Here is a 19,357-nt window from a genome sequence, read left to right as displayed (position 1 = left end):
CCGCTCCCGTGTCAGCCGCCGTCCGCCCGGTACCGGCCAGCTAAGTGATCTTGTACGGGGTGCGGGCGCGCACCCCGTGCCGGGCTGTGACAGCATCGGCGCATGGTGATCCGCTCCGCTCCCCGCGCGGCCGTCGGCGTACTCGCTGCGCTGCTGGCCTGCCTGCTGTTGTTGGTGTCCGGCTGCTCCGGAAGCGGCGGCGGACAGGGGAGCGCGAAGCCTACGCACGGGGCGCCCTCGGCGGGTGCCACGAACGCCACCACGCCGGACTGGGCCAAGGGCATGGCGACCGTACCGGCCGGCGAGCTGCCCGCACAGGCCCGCGACACGCTGCGGCTGATCGACGCGCGCGGCCCGTTCCCGTACCCGAAGGACGGCACGGTCTTCGGCAACCACGAGCGGCAGCTGCCCAAGCAGAAGCGCGGCTACTACCACGAGTACACGGTCCGCACCCCGGGGTCGAAGGACCGCGGCGCGCGGCGGATCGTCACCGGCGACAGCCACGAGACGTACTACACCGACGACCACTACCGGACCTTCAAGGCGGTGCTCCGATGACGACTCCCGTGCCCCGGCCGCTCGCGGCGGTGCTCGACGGCAGTACGCCCCCGGGGTCGTGCCCTGGCCGCACGACCGGCCCGCGCAGGAAGCGCTGGACGCGGCGCGCGCGGCCGGCTGGCACGGTGCGCTGCTCGACCTCGAAGGAGTCTCCGACAAGGCGGAGTTCATGGACCGCTGCGCGGGGGCCCTGCGGCTGCCGTCCTGGTTCGGCCGCAACTGGGACGCACTCGCGGACTGCCTCACCGACCTGTCGTGGTGCCCTGCCGACCGCGGCCGGGTGCTGGTGGTGTGCGGCTGGCAGCAGTACGCGTCCGCCGCGCCCGACGACTGGAGCTTCGCGGAGGAAGTCATCGCGGACGCGGTGGGTTTCTGGCGCGACACGGACACCGGGCTGGTCGTCGTGATGGCGCGGGGCCGGGAGCCGGGGGCACGGACGGCGTGACGTACGGGGGCGGGGAGCCCGGCGGGAGGGCGCGAACGCGCCTGGTGGCGGGCGTGGCGGCGTTGCTGACCGTCGCCGCCGGGCTCGGTGTCCGGGCCGGTGCGGCGCGCGTGGGGCTGGGTCCCGAGGTGGCCAAGTACGCGGGCGACGCGCTGTACACCGTGCTGATCCAGACGCTGGTGGTGCTGGCCGTGCCGCGCATCCGGCCGCCGGCCGCGGCCGCCGTGGCGCTGGCCTTCAGCTGGGCGGTGGAGTTCGCGCAGCTCAGCGACGTACCGGCGGAGCTTTCCCGGCGCAGCACGGTGGCCCGCCTGGTGCTCGGTTCGACCTTCAACGCGCCGGACCTGCTCTGGTACGCGGTGGGTGCCGCGGCCGCGTGGGCGGTGCACGGGTGGCTGTGGGCCCGGCGCCGTACCGGGGCGTACTGAGCCGGAGGCCGCGCTCCGCCGCCACGAACCGGCGCCCGCCATCACGAACCGGCGCCCGCTTCCGCGCCCACTCCGGCGCCCGCTCCCGCTCCCGAGCCCACCCCCGCGCCCGCTTTCGAGCCCGCGCCTGCGTCCACTCCCACGCCCGCGCGCGAGCCGCCTCCCACGCCCGCTCCCCCGTCCGCTCCCGCCCCCGCAAGGTTTCACCCGCCCACCGCCGGGCACCGAGGTGCGGCGGGAGGTGACGCGGTGGCCGAGGTGCTGCTCCTACTGGTGGCGTTGGCGCTCACGCTGGCCTGTGCCGTGTTCGTCGCGGCGGAGTTCTCGCTGACGACGGTCGAGCGCAGTGCGGTGGAGCGCGCGGTGGAGGAGGGGGAACGGGGAGCGGAAGGGGTGCTGAGCGCCGTCCGCGCGCTCGCCTTCCAACTGTCCGGCGCCCAGCTGGGCATCACGGTGACCTCCCTGGTCATCGGCATGCTCGCGGAACCGTCCCTGGCGGCGCTGCTGCGCGGGCCGCTCGCGGCGGCCGGGCTGCCCGGCACGGTGGCCCCGGGCGTCGCGTCCGCTCTCGGTGTCGGTGTGTCCACGGTGGTGCTGATGGTCGTCGGCGAACTGGTGCCCAAGAACTGGGCGATCTCCCGGCCGCTGGTCGTGGCCCGGATCGTGACCGGACCACTGCGCGCGTTCAGCGCGGTGTTCGCCCCGTTCATCCGCCACCTGAACCAGTCCGCCAACCGGCTCGTACGTCGTTTCGGGCTGGAGCCCACCGAGGAGCTGGAGTCCTCCCGCGGCCCGGCCGAACTGGTGTCCCTGGCCCGCTACTCGGCGCAGGAGGGCGCGCTGCCCGCCGACTCGGCCGAGCTGTTCGTCCGGACCCTGCACCTGAGCGAGCTGACCGCGCAGAACGTCATGACGCCGCGGGTGGACGTACGGGCCCTGGAGGCCCACGCCACGGCCGCCGACGCGGCCACGCTGACCCTGGCCACCGGACTGTCCCGGTTCCCCGTGTACCGCGGCGGCCTGGACGAGGTCGCCGGCACCGTGCACATCCGCGACGTCCTCGCCCTCACCCCGGAACAGCGGACCGCCACCTCCGTCGCGGAGCTGGCCACCGAGCCCGTGCTCGTACCGGAGTCGCTGCCCGTCGACCGGCTGCTGGACCGGCTGCGCACGGTCCGCACCATGGCCGTGGTGATCGACGAGTACGGCGGTACGGCCGGGATCGTCACCCTGGAGGACATCGTCGAGGAGATCGTCGGCGACGTACGGGACGAGCACGACCCGGCGGCGGGCCCGGACCTGCTGCGGACCGGGGCGCGTACCTGGGAGGCGGACGGCGGGGTGCGCCTGGACGGGCTGGCCGGGATCGGCCTGGAGGCGCCCGAAGGCCCGTACGAGACGCTAGCGGGCCTGCTGGCCACCCGGCTGGGCCGGATCCCGGAGAACGGCGACGAGGTGGGGGTGGCGGACGGCTGGCGACTGACGGTGCTCGCGGCACGCCGGCACCGGGCGGAGCGGGTACGGGTGACGGCGCCCGCGGGCGCGTCCTCGTCCGGCGCCCGGGCCGCGGACGGGGGAAGGGAGCGGGCGTGACCGCCGTGCAACTGGCCGTCGCCGTACTGACGTTGTTCAGCAACGCCTTCTTCGTCGGCGGTGAATTCGCGATGATCTCCGTACGGCGCAGCCAGGTCGAACCGCGCGCCAGGGCCGGTGACCGGCGGGCCGGCCGGGTGCTGTGGGGCCTGGAACACCTCTCCGAGATGCTCGCCACCGCCCAACTGGGCGTGACCGCCTCCTCGCTGCTCCTCGGCGCGATGGCGGAACCGGCCATCGCCCACCTCGCCGAGCCCGCCTTCGAGGCGCTGCACGTCCCGCACGGGCTGGTCCACCCGATCGCGTTCGTCCTGGCGCTGACCCTGGCGACGTATCTGCACATGCTCGTCGGTGAGATGGTCCCCAAGAACGTCGCCCTGGCCGCGCCGGAGCGCGCCGCGCTGCTGCTGGGGCCGCCGCTGGTGGCTCTCACCCGCGCGCTGCGGCCCGTCGTCGTGAGCATCAACGCCCTCGCCAACGCCCTGCTGCGGCTCTTCAGGACCGAGCCCAAGAACGAGGTCGCCGCCGCGTTCACCGACGAGGAACTCGCCCGTATCGTCCAGGAGTCCCATCACGCCGGGCTGCTCTCGGACACCGGCGGCGAGCGCCTGCGGGACGCGCTGGCGCTGGGGCGGCGGCCGGTCGGCAAGCTGCTCGTCCCGCTGGCGGAGATGGTCACCGTCGACCGGTCCGTCACCCCCGACGAGCTGGAACGCACCGCGGCCCGCGCCGGTTTCTCCCGGCTGCCGGTCACCGGAGCGGCCGGCACCGTCCTCGGCTACCTCCACATCAAGGACACCCTCGGCGTCACCGACCGGGACCGGCCGTTCCCCCGCGACGCGCTGCGCCCGATGCCGCGGGTCGGCTGCGGCACGCCGCTGGACGACACCCTGAGCGCGATGCGGACGGCCGGCACCCAGCTGGCCGCCGTCAGCGGCGAGCAGGGCGTGGTGCTCGGCTTCGTCACCATGACGGACGTGCTGGACGAGCTGGTGGGCCCGCCGGAACGGGCCCGGCGCCGGCCGGCGGACCGGGAGCCGTGACGGGGACGCGCACCGGGAACCAGGACAGGCAGGACAGGCAGGACACGACCGAGAGCCGGGACGGAGCTGGGAGCCGCGACAGGGCCGGCACGCCCCCGCCCGAATCCGGACACCGCGGCGATCAGTCGGAGACCGCCGCGGAAGACGGGGACGGACGGCCGGCCGCCGCGGACCGCCGGGAGGCTCGGCACTCGTACGGGTGACAGCGGGCGGAGTGCGGCTGTGGTGCTGCCGGGGCATGCTCGGTTCCAGCTCGACCAGGACGAGCGCGACGTCGTCGTCCTGGGCGCCGTGGGTGTGCCGGCACATCGTCGACAGCACCGCCTCGATCGCGTCGTTGAGATCGGGCAGTGAGCAGGCCGGCAGCAGACCGGCCAGGTCGAGCATCGTGCCGTCGGGGTCGCGGGCCTCGGCGAGGCCGTCGGTGTAGAGCAGCAGCCGGTCGCCGGGGGACAGCTCCACCTCCTGCACGCGCGGCAGCGGCAGGAGCCCGATGGGGGTGGTCGGCTCGGACGGGGTGAGCAGGACGGGCGGGCCGGCGGCGGGCAGGTGCAGGGGCGGGTGGTGGCCGCAGTTGACCAGCCGGAGCCGGCCGGGGGATATCTCGGCTATCACGGCGGTGATGAAGTCCTCGGGCCCGAGGTCGTCGATCAGCCGCCGGTCGACCTCCTCGGCCACCTCGGCGAGATTGCTGCGGGTGTAGGCGCAGTCGCGGAAGTGCCCTATGGCCGCGGCGGACAGGCGTACGGCCTCCAGACCCTTGCCGCGGACGTCGCCGATCAGCACCCGCAGTCCGCTGGGGGTGTCGGCGAAGGCGTACAGGTCACCGCCGATGACGGCGCGGGGCGCGGCGGAGCGGTAGCGGGCGCAGACCGAGGCCCCGCTGACCCGGAACGAGGTCGGCCGCAGGATGGCGCGCTGGGCCGCGGCCGCGACCCCGGCGAGCTGGTTGTCCAGGGCGGCCTGCCGGTCCGAGGCCCAGGTCGCGTAGGCCGCGGCGGCGGCGAGCACGGTCAGGGACAGCAGCTGGTCGGTGCGGGCCAAGGTGTGTTCGCGTCCGGCGACGGCTATGCCCAGGAGCAGGGCGGTGAACGAGACCACGGCCGTGCACGCGCCTTCGAGTCTCGTCGCCGCCACCAGTGGGCCCACCAGCAGCAGCCCGGCCAGGCTGACGTCGGGGCCCAGTGCCAGGTCGCAGGCCGCCACGGCGGCCCCCGCCACGGCCGTGAGCAGCAGCAGGGCGCCCTGTCGGACTTCGCGCATGTCCTCCCCTTCCCCCACGGCCGATGCGGCTGCGCCCGGCCCGGCCGGGCACCGCCGCGTGTCGCGGTTACTGTACGTGTCCATCTGCGAAGTGCTCGCCCAGGCTTTCGGTGGCCCGGCGGTCGCGGCGGATCAACACCCGAAGCGGCCTGTACACGGTTCTACCCACCTGCTGGCCAGCAAGAACCTCTCGGGCCGTCATATGGTCACATCAATGTCGAACCGCAGGTGACCGGCCGTCCGTACCGTCGAAGACCAGCCATTTCGATTACGCATAGTAACGAAGTGGCGTTCCGTGAAAGGTCGCCGCACGGTGTCCGGCGCCGTCCCGGGAGGGGCGCGCGGCGGGGGTGGCGGCGGGGGTAAGGGAACACCGGTTCGCCCCCGGGTGGATTCATCAGGGATGATGTCCTAGGAGCCGCATCCTGACCGGTGCCGGTTCGGAAGCTGACTCCCCACCCGCCCGAGCAGTGAACCCGCAGGTGAGAGAGCCAGTATGAAGTTTCTGAACGATGCCAAGCCGCCGTACGACCTGACGTACGACGATGTGTTCATGGTGCCCGGCCGCTCCGCGGTGGGCTCCCGTCAGGGCGTGGACCTGTCCGCGCCGGACGGCACCGGGACGACCATCCCGTTGGTGGTCGCCAACATGACCGCCATCGCCGGCCGCCGGATGGCCGAGACCGTGGCCCGCCGCGGCGGTCTGGTCGTCATTCCGCAGGACATCCCGATCGAGGTCGTCACCGACGTCGTCAGCTGGGTCAAGCGCCGCCACCTGGTCCTGGACACGCCGATCGTGCTGTCCCCGGTCGCCACCGTCGCCGACGCCCTGTCGCTGCTGCCCAAGCGGGCGCACGGCGCCGGGATCGTCGTCGAGGGCGGCCGCCCCGTCGGCATCGTCACCGAGCACGACCTGACCGGCGTGGACCGCTTCACCCAGGTCTCCGAGGTCATGTCCAAGGACCTGCTGGTCCTGGACGCGGACATCGACCCCCGCGAGGCGTTCAACCAGCTCGACGCGGCCAACCGCAAGCTGGCCCCGGCGGTCGACGCCGACGGCATGCTGGCGGGCATCCTGACCCGCAAGGGCGCCCTCCGCGCAACCCTCTACACGCCCGCCACGGACGCCGACGGCAAGCTGCGCATCGCCGCCGCCGTGGGCATCAACGGTGACGTGGCCGGCAAGGCCAAGGCGCTGCTGGCGGCCGGTGTGGACACCCTCGTGGTGGACACCGCGCACGGCCACCAGGAGTCGATGATCAGCGCGGTCAAGGCCGTCCGGGCGCTCGACCCGCGGGTGCCGATCGTGGCCGGCAACATCGTCGCCGCCTCGGGCGTGCGCGACCTGATCGAGGCCGGCGCGGACATCATCAAGGTCGGTGTGGGCCCGGGCGCCATGTGCACCACCCGCATGATGACCGGCGTGGGCCGCCCGCAGTTCTCCGCTGTCCTGGAGTGCGCCGCCGAGGCGAAGAAGTTCGGCAAGCACGTCTGGGCGGACGGCGGCGTGCGCCACCCGCGCGACGTGGCGATGGCGCTGGCCGCCGGCGCGTCCAACGTCATGATCGGCTCCTGGTTCGCCGGTACGTACGAGTCGCCCGGCGACCTCCAGCACACCGCCGACGGCCGCCCGTACAAGGAGAGCTTCGGCATGGCCTCGGCGCGCGCGGTCCGCAACCGTACGAGTGAGGAGTCGGCGTACGACCGGGCGCGCAAGGGCCTGTTCGAGGAGGGCATCTCCACCTCGCGGATGTTCGTCGACCCGGCCCGCCCCGGCGTCGAGGACCTGATCGACTCGATCATCGCGGGCGTCCGCAGCTCATGCACGTACGCGGGCGCGGCCTCCCTGGAGGAGTTCGCCGAGAAGGCCGTCGTCGGCGTGCAGAGCGCCGCGGGCTACGCGGAGGGCAAGCCGCTGCACGCCAGCTGGAGCTGATCCGCCGCCCGTCAGGGCACCGGCCGTCCGGCCCCGCACCGAGTGCTTCGGTGCGGGGCCGGACGCGTTTACGGGGTGGACGGTCCGGGAACGTCCGACCGGTGAGATTTGTCGTTTGTGCGCAACGAACGACCGTTCCGCGACAAGGTGCGCAACGAAAGTTCACGGTTGCGCAAGGATCCTGCATTACGGCAGCTCACGCGCGCCCCGTACAGTCATGCGCTGTACGTGGAGTGGCGGGGACCGCCTGCTCGGCGGTTCCCCCTTTCTGACACGGGTCGTCTCGGCGTACCCGCACCCGGGAACCGCTGTCGGTCGTCCGCCACCCTGACCGGCAGCGATAAGGAGCCACCCCAGTGTTGGAGCACGGCGCAGCCCCGCCCTCGGCGGGCAGCGATTCCCGGCCCCCTCTCCTTCCGGAGGTCTCGGCACCCGGCTGATGCGGCGCAAGCCCGTCGAGCGGCTGGTGGCCGAGGGCGGCCAGGGCGAGGGCGGCACCCTGCGCCGCTCGCTGGGCATGTGGCAGCTGACCATGATCAGCATCGGGGCGACGCTGGGCACCGGCATCTTCGTCGTGCTCGGCGAAGCGGTGCCCAAGGCCGGTCCGGCCGTCATCATCTCGTTCGTCATCGCCGGCGTCACCGCGCTGTTCTCCGCGCTGTCCTACGCGGAGCTGGCGGGCTCCATCCCGGTCTCCGGCTCGTCGTACTCCTACGCCTACGCCACCCTCGGTGAGCTGGTCGCCTGGGTCTGCGGCTGGTGCCTGATCCTGGAGTACGGCGTCTCCGTCGCGGCCGTCGCCGTCGGCTGGGGCGAGTACCTCAACGAGCTGCTGTCCGGCACGATCGGCGTCACCATCCCCGCCGCGCTGTCCGCGCCGCCGGGCGACGGCGGCATCTTCAACCTGCCGGCGCTGATCGTCGTGATGCTCGCCATGGTCTTCCTGCTGGGCGGCGCCAAGGAGAGCGCCCGCGCCAACACGATCATGGTGACCATCAAGATCATCGCGCTGCTGCTGTTCTGCGGCGTCGCCGTCCAGGGCATCTCCTCCGGCAACTACTCCAACTTCATGCCGCTGGGCATCGCGGGCGTCAGCGGCGCCGGAGCCACCCTCTTCTTCTCCTACATCGGCTTCGACGCCGCCTCCACCGCGGGCGAGGAGGCCAAGAACCCGCAGCGCGACCTGCCGCGCGCGATCATGCTGTCGCTGATCATCGTCACCACGCTGTACTGCCTGGTCGCGGCGGTCGCCGTGGGCGCCAAGTCCTGGAAGGGCTTCGAGGGCTCGGAGGCCGCCCTCGCGGGGATCATGAAGGAGGTCACCGGACAGAGCTTCTGGTCCGTGCTGCTGGCCGCCGGTGCCGTCATCGCCATCGCCAGCGTCGTCCTGACGGTGCTCTACGGACAGACCCGCATCCTGTTCGCGATGTCCCGCGACGGCCTGGTGCCGAAGGTGTTCTCCAAGGTCCACCCCAAGACCGGAGCCCCGCGCGCCAACACCGTCATCGTCTCGCTGTTCTGCGGCATCCTGGCCGCCGCCGTTCCGCTCGGCCAGCTCGCCGACGCCACCAGCATCGGCACCCTCTTCGCCTTCGCGCTGGTCAACATCGCGGTGATCGTGCTGCGCTTCACCAAGCCGGACATGCCGCGCACCTTCCGTACGCCGCTGGCGCCGGTCTTCCCGGCGATCGGCTTCCTGCTGTGCCTGTACATGATGGGCAGCCTCGGACCGGTCACCTGGGTGGTCTTCGGTGTCTGGATGGCCGTCGGGCTCGTGGTCTACTTCGTCTACGGCATCCGCCGCTCCCGATTGGCCACCGCAGAGAAGTGATCCACCCGCAGTGCGACAGATGAACGAACTCGACCAGCGCATCGTCCATGCCCTGGCGGAGGACGCCCGCCGCTCCTACGCCGACATCGGGGCGGAGGTCGGGCTCTCCGCCCCGGCGGTCAAACGCCGGGTGGACCGGCTGCGCGCCGAAGGCGCCATCACCGGGTTCACGGTACGGGTCGACCCGGTGGCGCTGGGCTGGGAGACCGAGGGGTTCATCGAGCTGTTCTGCCGCCGCAACACCTCACCGGACTCCATCCACCGGGGTCTGTCGCGCTACCCGGAAGTGGCGTCCGCCTCCACCGTCACCGGTGAGGCGGACGCCATCGTCCAGGTCTTCGCCTCCGACATGCGGCACTTCGAACGGGTGCTGGAACGCATCGCGGGCGAACCGTTCGTGGAACGCACCAAGTCGGTCCTGGTCCTCTCCCCGCTGCTGCGCCGCTTCAGCTCGGGGTCGCCGGGCTGAGACGGGTCACCGGGCCGGGACGGGGCAGCGGGCCGGTACGGTCCACCGGGCCGGTACCGGGCTCCGCACCGGCCCGGCCCGCCCGGTCAGCCGGCCGCGGACGGCGTACCCGATCATGGCGGGATGACGTCCTTCTACCATGTGTGCTTCGTGGTCCCCGACATTGAGCGGGCCATGTGCGAATTCCGGCGGGCGGCCGGGACCGGATGGAGCGAGCCGGTGTCCGACCGGCTCGGCGACTGGGACTACCGCATCGTGTTCACCACCGGTGGCCCGCCCTTCATCGAACTCATCGAGGGGCCCCCGGGCAGCCCCTGGGACGCGTCCGGGGGAGCCAGGTTCGACCACATCGGATTCTGGAGCAGCGATGTGCGCGACGGGTCCCGGCGCCTGGCGGAGCAGGGCCTGCCCGAGGACTTCTCCGGCTGCCCCTACGGCAGGCCGTTCGCCTACCACCGCATGGACAGCATCGGCGCCCGGGTCGAACTCGTCGACGTCGGCAGGCAGGCCGCGTTCCTCGACGCGTGGCACCCGGGCGGCGGGCCGATGCCCGCCGTGGACGAGACGTGCCAGGGCTGATCCCGGCGCTGCCGGGCCCGGACTCTCAGACGCTCAGCAGGGCGAGCGTGCCGCCCAGGGCGAGCAGTCCGCAGATGCCGAGGTTGACGAGCTTGTAGGAGAGGAAGACCGCGGCGAACTCCCGGATGGTGGCGCTCGGCCAGAAGTAGGCGGCGGTGGGGGCCCCGACGACCTGGCCGTTGACGCCGGCGCGGCGGGCGAGGATGGCGGCGCGCAGGACGTGGTAGTTGTTCGTGACGATCACGCACCGGTGGTCCGGCACCGTCTGCTCCATGATCTTCTTGCTGAACGCCAGGTTCTCCTCCGTGGTCCTGGACTCCTCCTCGCACACGATCCGGTCCGCGGGGAAGCCGCGCTCGACCAGATAGGCGGCCATCGCCCGGGCCTCCGGGAGCTGTTCGTCGGGGCCCTGGCCGCCGGAGGCCAGCAGCATCGGCGGGTTGCCGCGCCGCGCCTGGCGCTCGTACACCGCACGGGCCCGCTCCAGCCGGCTCGCCAGCAGCGGCGGTACGCGCGTGCCGCCGATCAGCCCGGAGCCCAGGACCACCACGAAGTCGGCGTTGCGGCGCACCCGCAGCCGCCCGTAGAGGAAGGCGTAGCCGACGAAGCACAGGAAGAGGAAGGACACGTAGCCGACGACCAGCAGGGTGGTGCCGGCGAGCGCCACCAGGGTGCGCGACCCGGTGGCGACGGCCGTGATCAGCAGCGCGATGACGCCGAAGATGCCGAGTCCGGCCAGCAGCGACAGCAGGTTGGCCAGGCTCCGGCCCTCCTTGCGGATCATCTTCACGCCGTTGAGGATCAGGAACACCCCGAGGACGAGGACGCCGAGCGACGGCAGCAGCAGGATGAGCACGGTGACCGCCACGGCCGCCACCGTGGGCATCCGCGGCACTTGCAGGAGCAGGGCCGGCACCAGGAACACGACGGTCAGACCCAGGTAGACGGCGTTGCTGAAGCGGCGCCGGTCGCGCAGCACACCGATCGCGAACAGGACGAAGAACAGGGCCGGTAGGGCGTACGCGAGCATGAGCACATCGTAGACAGCACGATCATGTGTTCGGAGCCGATTGCGTCATGGACCGACGACGGATCGCGGAGATCGCCGGTGACCGCGCGGGACTCCGCCACGGACGGTGCCGAACGAACCGGCCCACCGGGGGAGCCGTTGCGGGCCGCCGCGGCCGGAGCGCCGGCTCAGCCGGTCGTCGCCGCACCGGCCGCCGGCGTCGAGGAGGGATGACCCGTCCCGCCTGCCGCCGCGGCCGGGGACGCCGGTCGTGGTGACGATGCCGCTGGTGACGGTGTCGGGGGCCGCGGTACGACCGGGGGAGGAGAAGGCCCCGGACACCGGACGGCGTGGCCTCACGGGCCCCCGCAGCACCTGTCGCACCGTACGGCGCAACGAATCGCCGTCCCGGCCGTACAACACGCAACGAAACACCCGGCTGCACGCAATGGTGACGCCTTGTACGGGTGGTTCGCCGAACCGTACCGTCTAGGCGTCCCGCCGATCGCCGGGCCGCCGCGGCGCCGAAGCGCCCGCACCGGCCGGCCGGTCCGGCCAGTCGTGTCCTCCGAGGGGTCCCATGTCGTCGCTGCGCACCGCCCTGCTCCAGAGTTCGGGACGGCCCGGCGACGTCGCGTACAACCTGAGGGCCGTCGAGGACGCGGCGCGCGAGGCGGCGGCGGGCGGCGCCGGACTCCTGGTCTGCCCGGAGCTGTTCCTGACCGGATACGCCATCGGCGAGGACCTGCACCGGCTCGCCGAACCCGTGGACGGCCCGGCCGCCCGGACGGTGGCCCGAATAGCCGCCGAGCACGGCATCGCGGTGCTCTACGGCTACCCCGAGCGCGACGGCGCGGCCGTCCACAACTCGGCACAGCTCATCGGCCCCGAGGGGCGTAGCATGGTGAACTACCGTAAAACGCACCTTTTTGGCTGTTTCGAGCGGGATTGGTTCACCCCCGGGAACGGCCCGGTCGTCCAGGCCGAACTGGGCGGTCTGCGCCTCGGCGTGATGATCTGCTACGACGTGGAGTTCCCGGAGAACGTCCGCGCCCACGCGCTGGCCGGCACCGACCTGCTGCTGGTCCCCACCGCCCAGCTGCACCCCTTCCAGTTCGTCGCCGAGTCGCTCGTGCCGGTCCGGGCCTTCGAGAGCCAGCTCTACATCGCCTACGTCAACCGGGTAGGCCCGGAGGGCGATTTCGAGTTCGTCGGCCTGAGCTGCCTGGCCGGACCGGACGGGACCGTACGGGCCCGCGCCGGACGCGGCGAGGAGCTGCTGTTCGGCGACGTCGACGCCGGTCTGCTCAAGCGCTCGCGCGAGGACAACCCGTACCTCGCCGACCGCCGCCCCGGCCTCTACGGCTCGCTCACCTGACCCCGCCACCCGCCTGAAGGACCCCCGCAGCGGCGCCACCGCGCCGCTCGCACGCCTGCCCGCGCGCACCGCACCCCCTCATGTACCTGCCTGCAAGGAGCCCGAACCGATGACCGTGCCCACCGCCGCTCACCACGCGGACGCCCAGCCGCCCATCACCATGTTCGGGCCGGACTTCCCGTACGCCTACGACGACTTCCTCGCCCACCCGGCGGGCCTCGGCCAGGTGCCCGCGACCGAGCACGGCAAGGAGGTCGCCGTCATCGGCGGCGGCCTGTCCGGCATCGTCACCGCCTACGAGCTGATGAAGATGGGCCTCAAGCCCGTCGTCTACGAGGCGGACCAGATAGGCGGCCGGCTGCGCACCGTCGGCTTCGAGGGCTGCGACCCGGGGCTGACGGCGGAGATGGGCGCGATGCGCTTCCCGCCGTCCTCCACCGCCCTCCAGCACTACATCGACCTGGTGGGCCTGGAGACCAAGCCGTTCCCCAACCCGCTCGCGCCCGACACCCCGTCGACCGTCGTCGACCTCAAGGGCGAGTCGCACTACGCGCGCACCGTCGAGGACCTGCCCGAGGTCTACACCCAGGTCATGGACGCCTGGAACGCCTGCCTGGAGGAGGGCGCGGACTTCTCCGACATGAACCGCGCCATCCGTGAGCGCGACGTCCCGCGCATCCGGGAGATCTGGGCGCGGCTGGTCGAGAAGCTCGACAACCAGACCTTCTACGGCTACCTCTGCGACTCCAGCGCCTTCACGTCCTTCCGGCACCGCGAGATCTTCGGCCAGGTCGGCTTCGGCACCGGCGGCTGGGACACCGACTTCCCCAACTCCATCCTGGAGATCCTGCGCGTCGTCTACACCGAGGCCGACGACCACCACCGCGGCATCGTCGGCGGCAGCCAGCAGCTCCCGCTGCGCCTGTGGGAGCGCGAGCCGGAGAAGATCGTCCACTGGGCGCCGGGCACCTCGCTGTCCGCCCTGCACGACGGCACCCCGCGCCCGGCGGTCACCCGGCTGCACCGTACGGCCGGCAACCGCATCACCGTCACCGACGCGAGCGGCGACATCCGTACGTACGAGGCGGCCGTGTTCACCGCGCAGTCCTGGATGCTGCTGTCGAAGATCGCCTGCGACGACGCGCTGTTCCCCATCGACCACTGGACGGCGATGGAGCGGACCCACTACATGGAGTCCTCCAAGCTGTTCGTGCCGGTGGACCGGCCGTTCTGGCTGGACAAGGCCGTCGACGACGAAGGCAACGAGACCGGGCGGGACGTGATGAGCATGACGCTCACCGACCGGATGACCCGCGGCACCTACCTGCTGGACGACGGCCCGGACAAGCCGGCCGTCATCTGCCTCTCCTACACCTGGTGCGACGACAGCCTGAAGTGGCTGCCGCTGAACGCCAACGACCGTATGGAGGTCATGCTCAAGTCGCTCTCGGAGATCTACCCGAAGGTCGACATCCGGAAGCACATCATCGGCAACCCGGTGACCGTCTCCTGGGAGAACGAGCCGTACTTCATGGGCGCGTTCAAGGCCAACCTGCCGGGCCACTACCGCTACCAGCGGCGCCTGTTCACCCACTTCATGCAGGACCGGCTGCCCGAGGACAAGCGCGGCCTCTTCCTCGCGGGGGACGACATCTCCTGGACGGCGGGCTGGGCCGAGGGCGCCGTGCAGACCGCGCTGAACGCGGTCTGGGGCGTGATGACGCAGTTCGGCGGCAGCACGGACGCGGCCAACCCCGGGCCGGGCGACGTGTACGACGAGATCGCGCCGGTCGAGCTGCCGGAGGACTGAGAGCCGACGGGGGCCGCGTACGGCACGGGGGCCACGTACGGCGTTTCGTGCGCGGGCCAGCCCGTACGCGGCCCCCGTCAGCCCAGCGGTGTCAGCAGACAGCGGCCCACCAGGCCCACACCCGACCCGAGCTGTCCGGCGAACTCCTGCGCCGTCCCGGGCAGCCCGCGCAGGCTCCACAGCACCCGCGCCGCCGCCCACGCGCCGTCCCGGGCCATCTCCAGGCTCCAGGAACCGGCGAGATGGGTGAGCGGGTCGGTGACGTCCAGCAGGTCGGGGCCGGGCATCAGGCTCTCCCGGATGCGTTCCTCCATGCCCGTCAGCAGGTCGCCGATCCGGTCGAAGTCCGCTGCCAGGGCGGTCGGTTCGCACTCCAGGGCGCGGCAGGTGTCCACGACGGCCAGTGCCAGGTCGTGGCCGATGTGGGCGTTGATGCCCGCCAGCGCGAACTGCAGCGGCCGTACGCCGGGATGGCGGCGCAGCTGGAACACCGGGCGCCAGCAGGCCGGTACGGTCAGGCCGGCGCCGGCCGCGTCCACCGCGGCGAGATAGCGCCGGGCGAAGACCGCGTCCAGTTCGCCCGCCGCCGACGGGTCCTGGAAGCCGCCCGTGCCGAGCCGCCGGGCGACCTCCTCGGTGACGGACAGGTAGACCCGGTTGAACACCGCGATGCCGTCGGCGGGCGGGAGGGTGGCCTCCAGCGCCCGCATCCGCGCCAGGACCGCGGCCACCGAGGCCGGGGGCGCGGTGGCCTGCGGGGGAACCCTGCCCGGCCGGGCCGCGCGGGTGGCCGCTCCGGTCTCCGGGCCGCCCGGGACCTGCTGAGTCGTCGTCATGCGCACAGCGTGGCAGCCGGGCGTGCGCCGGGGAGGCGGCCCGTGGGCGGATGACCGGATCGGGGTAATCCGCGGCGTCCTCTTGCCCGTACGGCGCCGGTTCGCCGATCACTGTTCAACCAAAACCCCACCGGGGCTCGTCCGAAGTGATTATTTTCGGCCTTCGACACAGCGGTCCGTCCTGCCAAGGGACCGCTCCCCTCGGAGGTTGCAGATGTCCCGAAGATTCGCCGCCGCCCTGTCCGCCTCGGCCATGACCGTGACCGCTCTGGTGGCGGCCGCGGCCCCGGCGCAGGCCGTCCCAGCCGACAAGTCCAAGGTGCTGGCGGCCTGGACCCAGACCGACGCCGGCAGCTACAGCGGCTGGCTCGCGGCCCGCGGCAACCAGGAGAAGTGGGCGGCGTACGAGTTCGACTGGAGCACCGACTACTGCTCCAAGTCGCCCGACAACCCGTTCGGCTTCCCGTTCGAAACGTCCTGCGCGCGCCACGACTTCGGCTACCGCAACTACAAGAAGGCCGGCACCTTCCCGGCGAACAAGCCGCGCCTGGACAGTGCGCTGTACGAGGACCTCAAGCGGGTCTGCACCAAGTACAGCGGCGCGAAGAAGACCTCGTGCAATGCGCTGGCCTGGACGTACTACGAGGCGGTCAAGAACCTCGGCTGAGCCGGGCCCTCACTCCGTCGGCTTCGGCTTCCGCGGCTCGTCCGGGGCCGACGGCTCGTGGGGCGCGTCCTCCTCGTCGTACGCGCTGGTGCCCTCGTCGAGCAGCGGACCCTGCTGTTTCAGGTGGGCGGGGGCCAGCGCGCGCAGCACGTGGTAGCCGGAGAGCACCACGATCGTGCCGAGCGCGATGCCGCCCAGCTCGAAGTTGTCGCTGATCTTCAGGCTGACGCCGCCGATGCCGATGATGACGCCCGCGGCGACCGGCACCAGGTTCAGCGGATTGCGCAGGTCCACCTTGTTGTGCACCCAGATCTGCGCGCCGAGCAGGCCGATCATGCCGTACAGGATGACGGTGATGCCGCCCAGCACGCCGCCGGGGATCGCGGCGACCACGGCGCCGAACTTCGGGCACAGGCCGAAGAGCAGCGCGAAACCGGCCGCCGCCCAGTAGGCCGCGGTGGAGTAGACCCGGGTCGCCGCCATCACGCCGATGTTCTCGGAGTACGTGGTGTTGGGCGGGCCGCCGAGCGCGGTGGACAGCACCGAGCCGACGCCGTCGGCGGAGATCGCGGTGCCCAGCTTGTCGTCGAGCGGGTCGCCGGTCATCTCGCCGACCGCCTTGACGTGCCCGGCGTTCTCGGCAACCAGCGCGATCACCACCGGCAGCGCGACCAGGATCGCCGACCACTGGAAGGACGGCGCGTGGAAGGACGGCAGGCCGATCCACTCGGCCTTGCCGACGCCCGACAGGTCCAGGCGCCAGTGGTCGGTGAGCTGTCCGGCGCCGTTCACCGAGTGGATCTTGCCGAAGACCAGGTCGAGGAGCCAGGAGACGCCGTACCCGAAGACCAGCCCGAGGAAGATCGCGACGCGCGACCAGAAGCCGCGCAGACAGACCACGGCCAGCCCGGTGAAGAGCATGGTCAGCAGCGCCACCCACTGGTCCTGCGGCCAGTACGTGCTCGCCGTCACCGGCGCCAGGTTGAAGCCGATGAGCATGACGACGGCGCCGGTGACCACCGGCGGCATCGCCGCGTGGATGATCCGCGCGCCGAACCGCTGCACCGCCACGCCGACCAGGAAGAGCGCGACGCCGACGACGAGGACCGCGCCGGTCACGGTGGCGCTGGTGCCGCCCTGCGCGCGGATCACGGCGGCCACACCGACGAAGGAGAGCGAGCAGCCGAGGTAGGACGGCACCCGGCCGCGCGTCGCCAGCAGGAAGATGACGGTCGAGACGCCCGACATCATGATGGCGAGGTTCGGGTCCAGGCCCATGAGGACCGGGGCGACGAAGCTGGCGCCGAACATGGCGACCACGTGCTGCGCGCCGAGGCCGGCGGTCCGCGGCCAGGACAGCCGTTCGTCCGGTCTGACGACGGCTCCGGGGGCGGGGTGCGCCCGTCGCCGTGCACGGTCCAGCGCACACCGAGGCCCATGAATGCTCCACTTCTTCACGTACGTCGCGGGGGTCGGCCGGGCGAGACACCGGCCGGGTCATGTTAAGGCGGCACCGGGCCGACCTGGGGCGACCGGGCGGGCCGGCCCGTCGAGCGGTGCGCCCCGCCCCGGCGGCCGGAGCATTTTAAGCAGGCGCTTACGATGGCTGGGTTCACTTCTTGAACAGTCAACAGCATCGGGCGGAGTCCGCCGTACCCCCGTACGGCCGTGTCCCCGCCCCGCGTACGCCGGCGGCACGGCCCGCCGCAGAGCCAGGAGCACCAACCCGTGAGCGTCGAAGCCCTTGAGGCAGCCCCCGCCGTCCCGTACGGCCAGCTGGTCCCCGTCACCGTGCACTTCGACGACCTCGACGCGCTCGGCATGCTCCACAACTCGCGCTACCCGCTGCTCGTCGAGCGCGCCTGGGCCGAGTTCTGGCACGGCCGCGGCTTCGGTTTCGACGGGGACTGGGCGGCGGCCGGCGACATGTGCAACGTCATCAAGGAGATGAAGGTCTCGTACGAGCAGCCGGTCACCCGGCCCGGGTACTACGCCGCCCACCTGTGGGTCGAGCGCCTGGGCCGCACCGGCCTGACGTACGGCTTCCGCCTCTGCTCCGCCGACGGCGAGCAGACCTACGCGCGCGGCCACCGCGTCCTGGTGCGCGTCGACCCGCAGGCGCTGCGGCCCACCCCGTGGTCGGACCACGCGCGCGGGATAGCGGCGGAGCTGCTGCACCCGGAGGCGCAGACCGCCTGAGCCGAGGTGGTCCCCCTGCCTAGCAAGGGGGCCGCGGTCGGCGCGGAAGCGCTCCAGGTCTCCCGTCGCCTCGGGACCGTTCCAGGTCCCCGTCGGCTCACGGCCGCTTCAGATCCCCCGTCGGCACCGCGTCGCGCCCCGCGGTGCCCCGGCCCGGCGCCCGCAGCACCCCGGCACCCGCGATCAGCCCGCCCGCCAGCACCGTGACCAGCAGGAACGAGCCGGTCAGCGAGGTCGCCTGGGCGATGGAGCCGATGGCCGACGGGGCGATCAGCCCGGAGGTGTACGTGATGGTGGCGACGCCCGCGATGGCCTGGCTGGGGGCCGGGCCGCTGCGGCCCGCCGCCGCGAACGCCAGCGGCACCACGACGGCGATGCCCAGGCCGATCAGCGCGAAGCCCGTCAGCGCCATGGCCGGGTGCCGCGCCAGCACGATCAGGACGCCGCCCGCCGTCGCCAGCACCCCGCTGACCCGTACGGTGCGCACCGGCCCGAAGCGCGCCACCACCCGGTCGCCCGCCAGCCGGGCGACGGCCATGGTGCACGAGAAGGCCGTGGTCGAGGCGGCCGCCAGACCCGCGTCGGTGCCCAGGACGTCCCGCAGGTAGACCGCCGACCAGTCCAGGCTGGCGCCTTCCGCGAAGACCGCGCAGAACCCGATCGCGCCGATGACCAGCGCGGACTTCGGCGGCAGCGCGAAGCGCGGCGGCGGGTGCTCGTCGGGGGTGCTGCGCAGATCCAGTACGCCCTGGCAGGCGACGGCGCCCAGGACGGTCGTCACGGCGGCGGCGACGGCCAGGTGCAGCCGGGCGTCGGTGGCGGCGTGCGCCGCGGCGGTGCCGGCCGCCGAGCCGAGCAGGGCGCCCACGCTCCACATGCCGTGCAGCCCCGACATGATCGGTTTGCCGAGCCGGTCCTCGGTCTCCACGCCCAGCGCGTTCATCGCCACGTCCGCCATGCCGGCCGTCGCGCCGTACACCAGCAGGGCGCCGCACAGCCCGTACAGGTTGGGGGAGAGGGCGGGCAGGGCGAGCGAGAGCGTCCACAGGGCGAGCAGCGTGCGCAGCGCGGCGCGGGCACCGAGGTGGTGGCTGATCCGGCCGGCCAGCGGCATGGCGAGGGACGCGCCGATCGCGGGGAAGGCGAGGGCGAGGCCCAGCTGTCCCGCGCTGAGCTGGGCGTGATCCTGGATCCAGGGGACGCGGGTGGCGAAGCCGCCGGTCACCGAGCCGTGCACGAGGAAGACCACCGCGACGGACCAGCGGGCACGCCGCAGCCGGGCGGGGAGCAGGTCCGGCCTGACGGCTTCACGG

General features: G+C 72.5%; 17 protein-coding genes and 2 pseudogenes. 14 read left to right on the top strand and 5 right to left on the bottom strand.

Translation table 11 applies throughout. The annotated features are described in order from the left end of the window. The first annotated feature begins 102 nt into the window (after positions 1-102). From ACEXOX_RS10590 to ACEXOX_RS10565, 6 genes are all read left to right on the top strand, one after another. Positions 103-558, top strand: coding sequence for a ribonuclease domain-containing protein (locus ACEXOX_RS10590; RefSeq protein WP_406520122.1), 456 nt, complete (start codon positions 103-105; stop codon positions 556-558). 58 nt (positions 559-616) lie between these two features. Beyond that, positions 617-1,003, top strand: coding sequence for a barstar family protein (locus tag ACEXOX_RS10585; protein WP_406520120.1), 387 nt, complete (start codon positions 617-619; stop codon positions 1,001-1,003). A gap of 53 nt (positions 1,004-1,056) precedes the next feature. Further along, complete coding sequence (locus ACEXOX_RS10580; RefSeq protein ID WP_406520118.1) at positions 1,057-1,431, top strand: DUF2809 domain-containing protein; 375 nt, start codon at positions 1,057-1,059, stop codon at positions 1,429-1,431. A 249-nt stretch (positions 1,432-1,680) separates the two neighbouring features. Beyond that, on the top strand, positions 1,681-3,024 hold the full coding sequence (locus ACEXOX_RS10575) for a hemolysin family protein (RefSeq protein WP_406520116.1): 1,344 nt from the start codon (positions 1,681-1,683) through the stop codon (positions 3,022-3,024). Further along, positions 3,021-4,067, top strand: a complete 1,047-nt coding sequence (locus ACEXOX_RS10570; RefSeq protein ID WP_406520114.1) for a hemolysin family protein — start codon at positions 3,021-3,023, stop codon at positions 4,065-4,067. Before ACEXOX_RS10575 ends, ACEXOX_RS10570 begins: the two co-directional genes overlap by 4 nt. A gap of 222 nt (positions 4,068-4,289) precedes the next feature. Continuing rightward, positions 4,290-4,421, top strand: coding sequence for a hypothetical protein (locus ACEXOX_RS10565; RefSeq protein WP_406520113.1), 132 nt, complete (start codon positions 4,290-4,292; stop codon positions 4,419-4,421). Here ACEXOX_RS10565 and ACEXOX_RS10560 read toward each other — a convergent pair. Further along, positions 4,377-5,330 (bottom strand): annotated as a pseudogene (locus ACEXOX_RS10560) (PP2C family protein-serine/threonine phosphatase); the annotation flags it as partial. The gene ACEXOX_RS10565 and the pseudogene ACEXOX_RS10560 sit on opposite strands and share 45 nt — an antisense overlap. Positions 5,331-5,826: 496 nt before the next feature. Here ACEXOX_RS10560 and ACEXOX_RS10555 point away from each other — a divergent pair. From ACEXOX_RS10555 to ACEXOX_RS10540, 4 genes are all read left to right on the top strand, one after another. Next, the gene (locus ACEXOX_RS10555; RefSeq protein WP_406520111.1) at positions 5,827-7,266 is read left to right on the top strand and encodes a GuaB1 family IMP dehydrogenase-related protein; all 1,440 of its coding nucleotides are present in this window, start codon (positions 5,827-5,829) and stop codon (positions 7,264-7,266) included. A gap of 439 nt (positions 7,267-7,705) precedes the next feature. Beyond that, positions 7,706-9,097 (top strand): amino acid permease, encoded by a 1,392-nt coding sequence (locus ACEXOX_RS10550; RefSeq protein ID WP_406520109.1) that lies wholly within the window; start codon positions 7,706-7,708, stop codon positions 9,095-9,097. Positions 9,098-9,116: 19 nt separating this feature from the next. Further along, positions 9,117-9,566 (top strand): Lrp/AsnC family transcriptional regulator, encoded by a 450-nt coding sequence (locus ACEXOX_RS10545; RefSeq protein ID WP_406520107.1) that lies wholly within the window; start codon positions 9,117-9,119, stop codon positions 9,564-9,566. A gap of 123 nt (positions 9,567-9,689) precedes the next feature. After that, the gene (locus tag ACEXOX_RS10540) at positions 9,690-10,145 is read left to right on the top strand and encodes a VOC family protein (RefSeq protein WP_406520105.1); all 456 of its coding nucleotides are present in this window, start codon (positions 9,690-9,692) and stop codon (positions 10,143-10,145) included. Between the two features lie 25 nt (positions 10,146-10,170). Here the strand turns inward: ACEXOX_RS10540 and ACEXOX_RS10535 are convergent, their stop codons facing one another. Continuing rightward, complete coding sequence (locus tag ACEXOX_RS10535; protein ID WP_406520103.1) at positions 10,171-11,175, bottom strand: YdcF family protein; 1,005 nt, start codon at positions 11,173-11,175, stop codon at positions 10,171-10,173. 559 nt (positions 11,176-11,734) lie between these two features. On the opposite strand from ACEXOX_RS10535, the gene ACEXOX_RS10530 reads away from it, so the two are divergent. Then, entirely contained in the window at positions 11,735-12,532 is a 798-nt protein-coding gene (locus ACEXOX_RS10530; protein WP_406520102.1) for a carbon-nitrogen hydrolase family protein, read from the top strand. A gap of 109 nt (positions 12,533-12,641) precedes the next feature. Beyond that, entirely contained in the window at positions 12,642-14,342 is a 1,701-nt protein-coding gene (locus tag ACEXOX_RS10525; RefSeq protein WP_406520100.1) for a flavin monoamine oxidase family protein, read from the top strand. 77 nt (positions 14,343-14,419) lie between these two features. On the opposite strand, the gene ACEXOX_RS10520 is transcribed toward ACEXOX_RS10525, so the two are convergent. After that, positions 14,420-15,178 (bottom strand): DUF5995 family protein, encoded by a 759-nt coding sequence (locus ACEXOX_RS10520; RefSeq protein WP_406520098.1) that lies wholly within the window; start codon positions 15,176-15,178, stop codon positions 14,420-14,422. A gap of 214 nt (positions 15,179-15,392) precedes the next feature. Here ACEXOX_RS10520 and ACEXOX_RS10515 point away from each other — a divergent pair, with 214 nt between their 5' ends. Then, positions 15,393-15,845: a phospholipase gene (locus ACEXOX_RS10515; protein ID WP_406520097.1), complete on the top strand. Its 453-nt coding sequence runs from the start codon at positions 15,393-15,395 to the stop codon at positions 15,843-15,845. Positions 15,846-15,854: 9 nt separating this feature from the next. Here ACEXOX_RS10515 and ACEXOX_RS10510 read toward each other — a convergent pair. Beyond that, positions 15,855-17,284, bottom strand: a pseudogene (locus ACEXOX_RS10510) (uracil-xanthine permease family protein). Positions 17,285-17,573: 289 nt separating this feature from the next. Between ACEXOX_RS10510 and ACEXOX_RS10505 the strand changes: the two are divergent. Beyond that, positions 17,574-18,044 (top strand): acyl-CoA thioesterase, encoded by a 471-nt coding sequence (locus tag ACEXOX_RS10505; RefSeq protein ID WP_406520096.1) that lies wholly within the window; start codon positions 17,574-17,576, stop codon positions 18,042-18,044. A 97-nt stretch (positions 18,045-18,141) separates the two neighbouring features. Here ACEXOX_RS10505 and ACEXOX_RS10500 read toward each other — a convergent pair whose 3' ends face one another. Next, positions 18,142-19,320: an MFS transporter gene (locus ACEXOX_RS10500; protein WP_406526293.1), complete on the bottom strand. Its 1,179-nt coding sequence runs from the start codon at positions 19,318-19,320 to the stop codon at positions 18,142-18,144. Positions 19,321-19,357: the final 37 nt, after the last annotated feature.

Origin of the sequence: Streptomyces sp. Ac-502 (genome assembly GCF_045222935.1) — a bacterium.
Lineage (GTDB): Bacteria > Actinomycetota > Actinomycetes > Streptomycetales > Streptomycetaceae > Streptomyces > Streptomyces monomycini.
The sequence above is the reverse complement of the archived record's forward strand: the minus strand, read 5'-3'. Positions and strand labels throughout refer to the sequence as shown.

Coding starts and splice junctions, on each gene's coding strand:
- ACEXOX_RS10555 (WP_406520111.1), top strand. CDS start 5,827: ATGAAGTTTCTGAACGATGCCAAGCCGCCGTACGACCTGACGTACGAC.
- ACEXOX_RS10550 (WP_406520109.1), top strand. CDS start 7,706: ATGCGGCGCAAGCCCGTCGAGCGGCTGGTGGCCGAGGGCGGCCAGGGC.
- ACEXOX_RS10540 (WP_406520105.1), top strand. CDS start 9,690: ATGACGTCCTTCTACCATGTGTGCTTCGTGGTCCCCGACATTGAGCGG.
- ACEXOX_RS10515 (WP_406520097.1), top strand. CDS start 15,393: ATGTCCCGAAGATTCGCCGCCGCCCTGTCCGCCTCGGCCATGACCGTG.
- ACEXOX_RS10520 (WP_406520098.1), bottom strand. CDS start 15,178: ATGACGACGACTCAGCAGGTCCCGGGCGGCCCGGAGACCGGAGCGGCC.
- ACEXOX_RS10530 (WP_406520102.1), top strand. CDS start 11,735: ATGTCGTCGCTGCGCACCGCCCTGCTCCAGAGTTCGGGACGGCCCGGC.
- ACEXOX_RS10535 (WP_406520103.1), bottom strand. CDS start 11,175: ATGCTCGCGTACGCCCTACCGGCCCTGTTCTTCGTCCTGTTCGCGATC.
- ACEXOX_RS10545 (WP_406520107.1), top strand. CDS start 9,117: ATGAACGAACTCGACCAGCGCATCGTCCATGCCCTGGCGGAGGACGCC.
- ACEXOX_RS10525 (WP_406520100.1), top strand. CDS start 12,642: ATGACCGTGCCCACCGCCGCTCACCACGCGGACGCCCAGCCGCCCATC.
- ACEXOX_RS10590 (WP_406520122.1), top strand. CDS start 103: ATGGTGATCCGCTCCGCTCCCCGCGCGGCCGTCGGCGTACTCGCTGCG.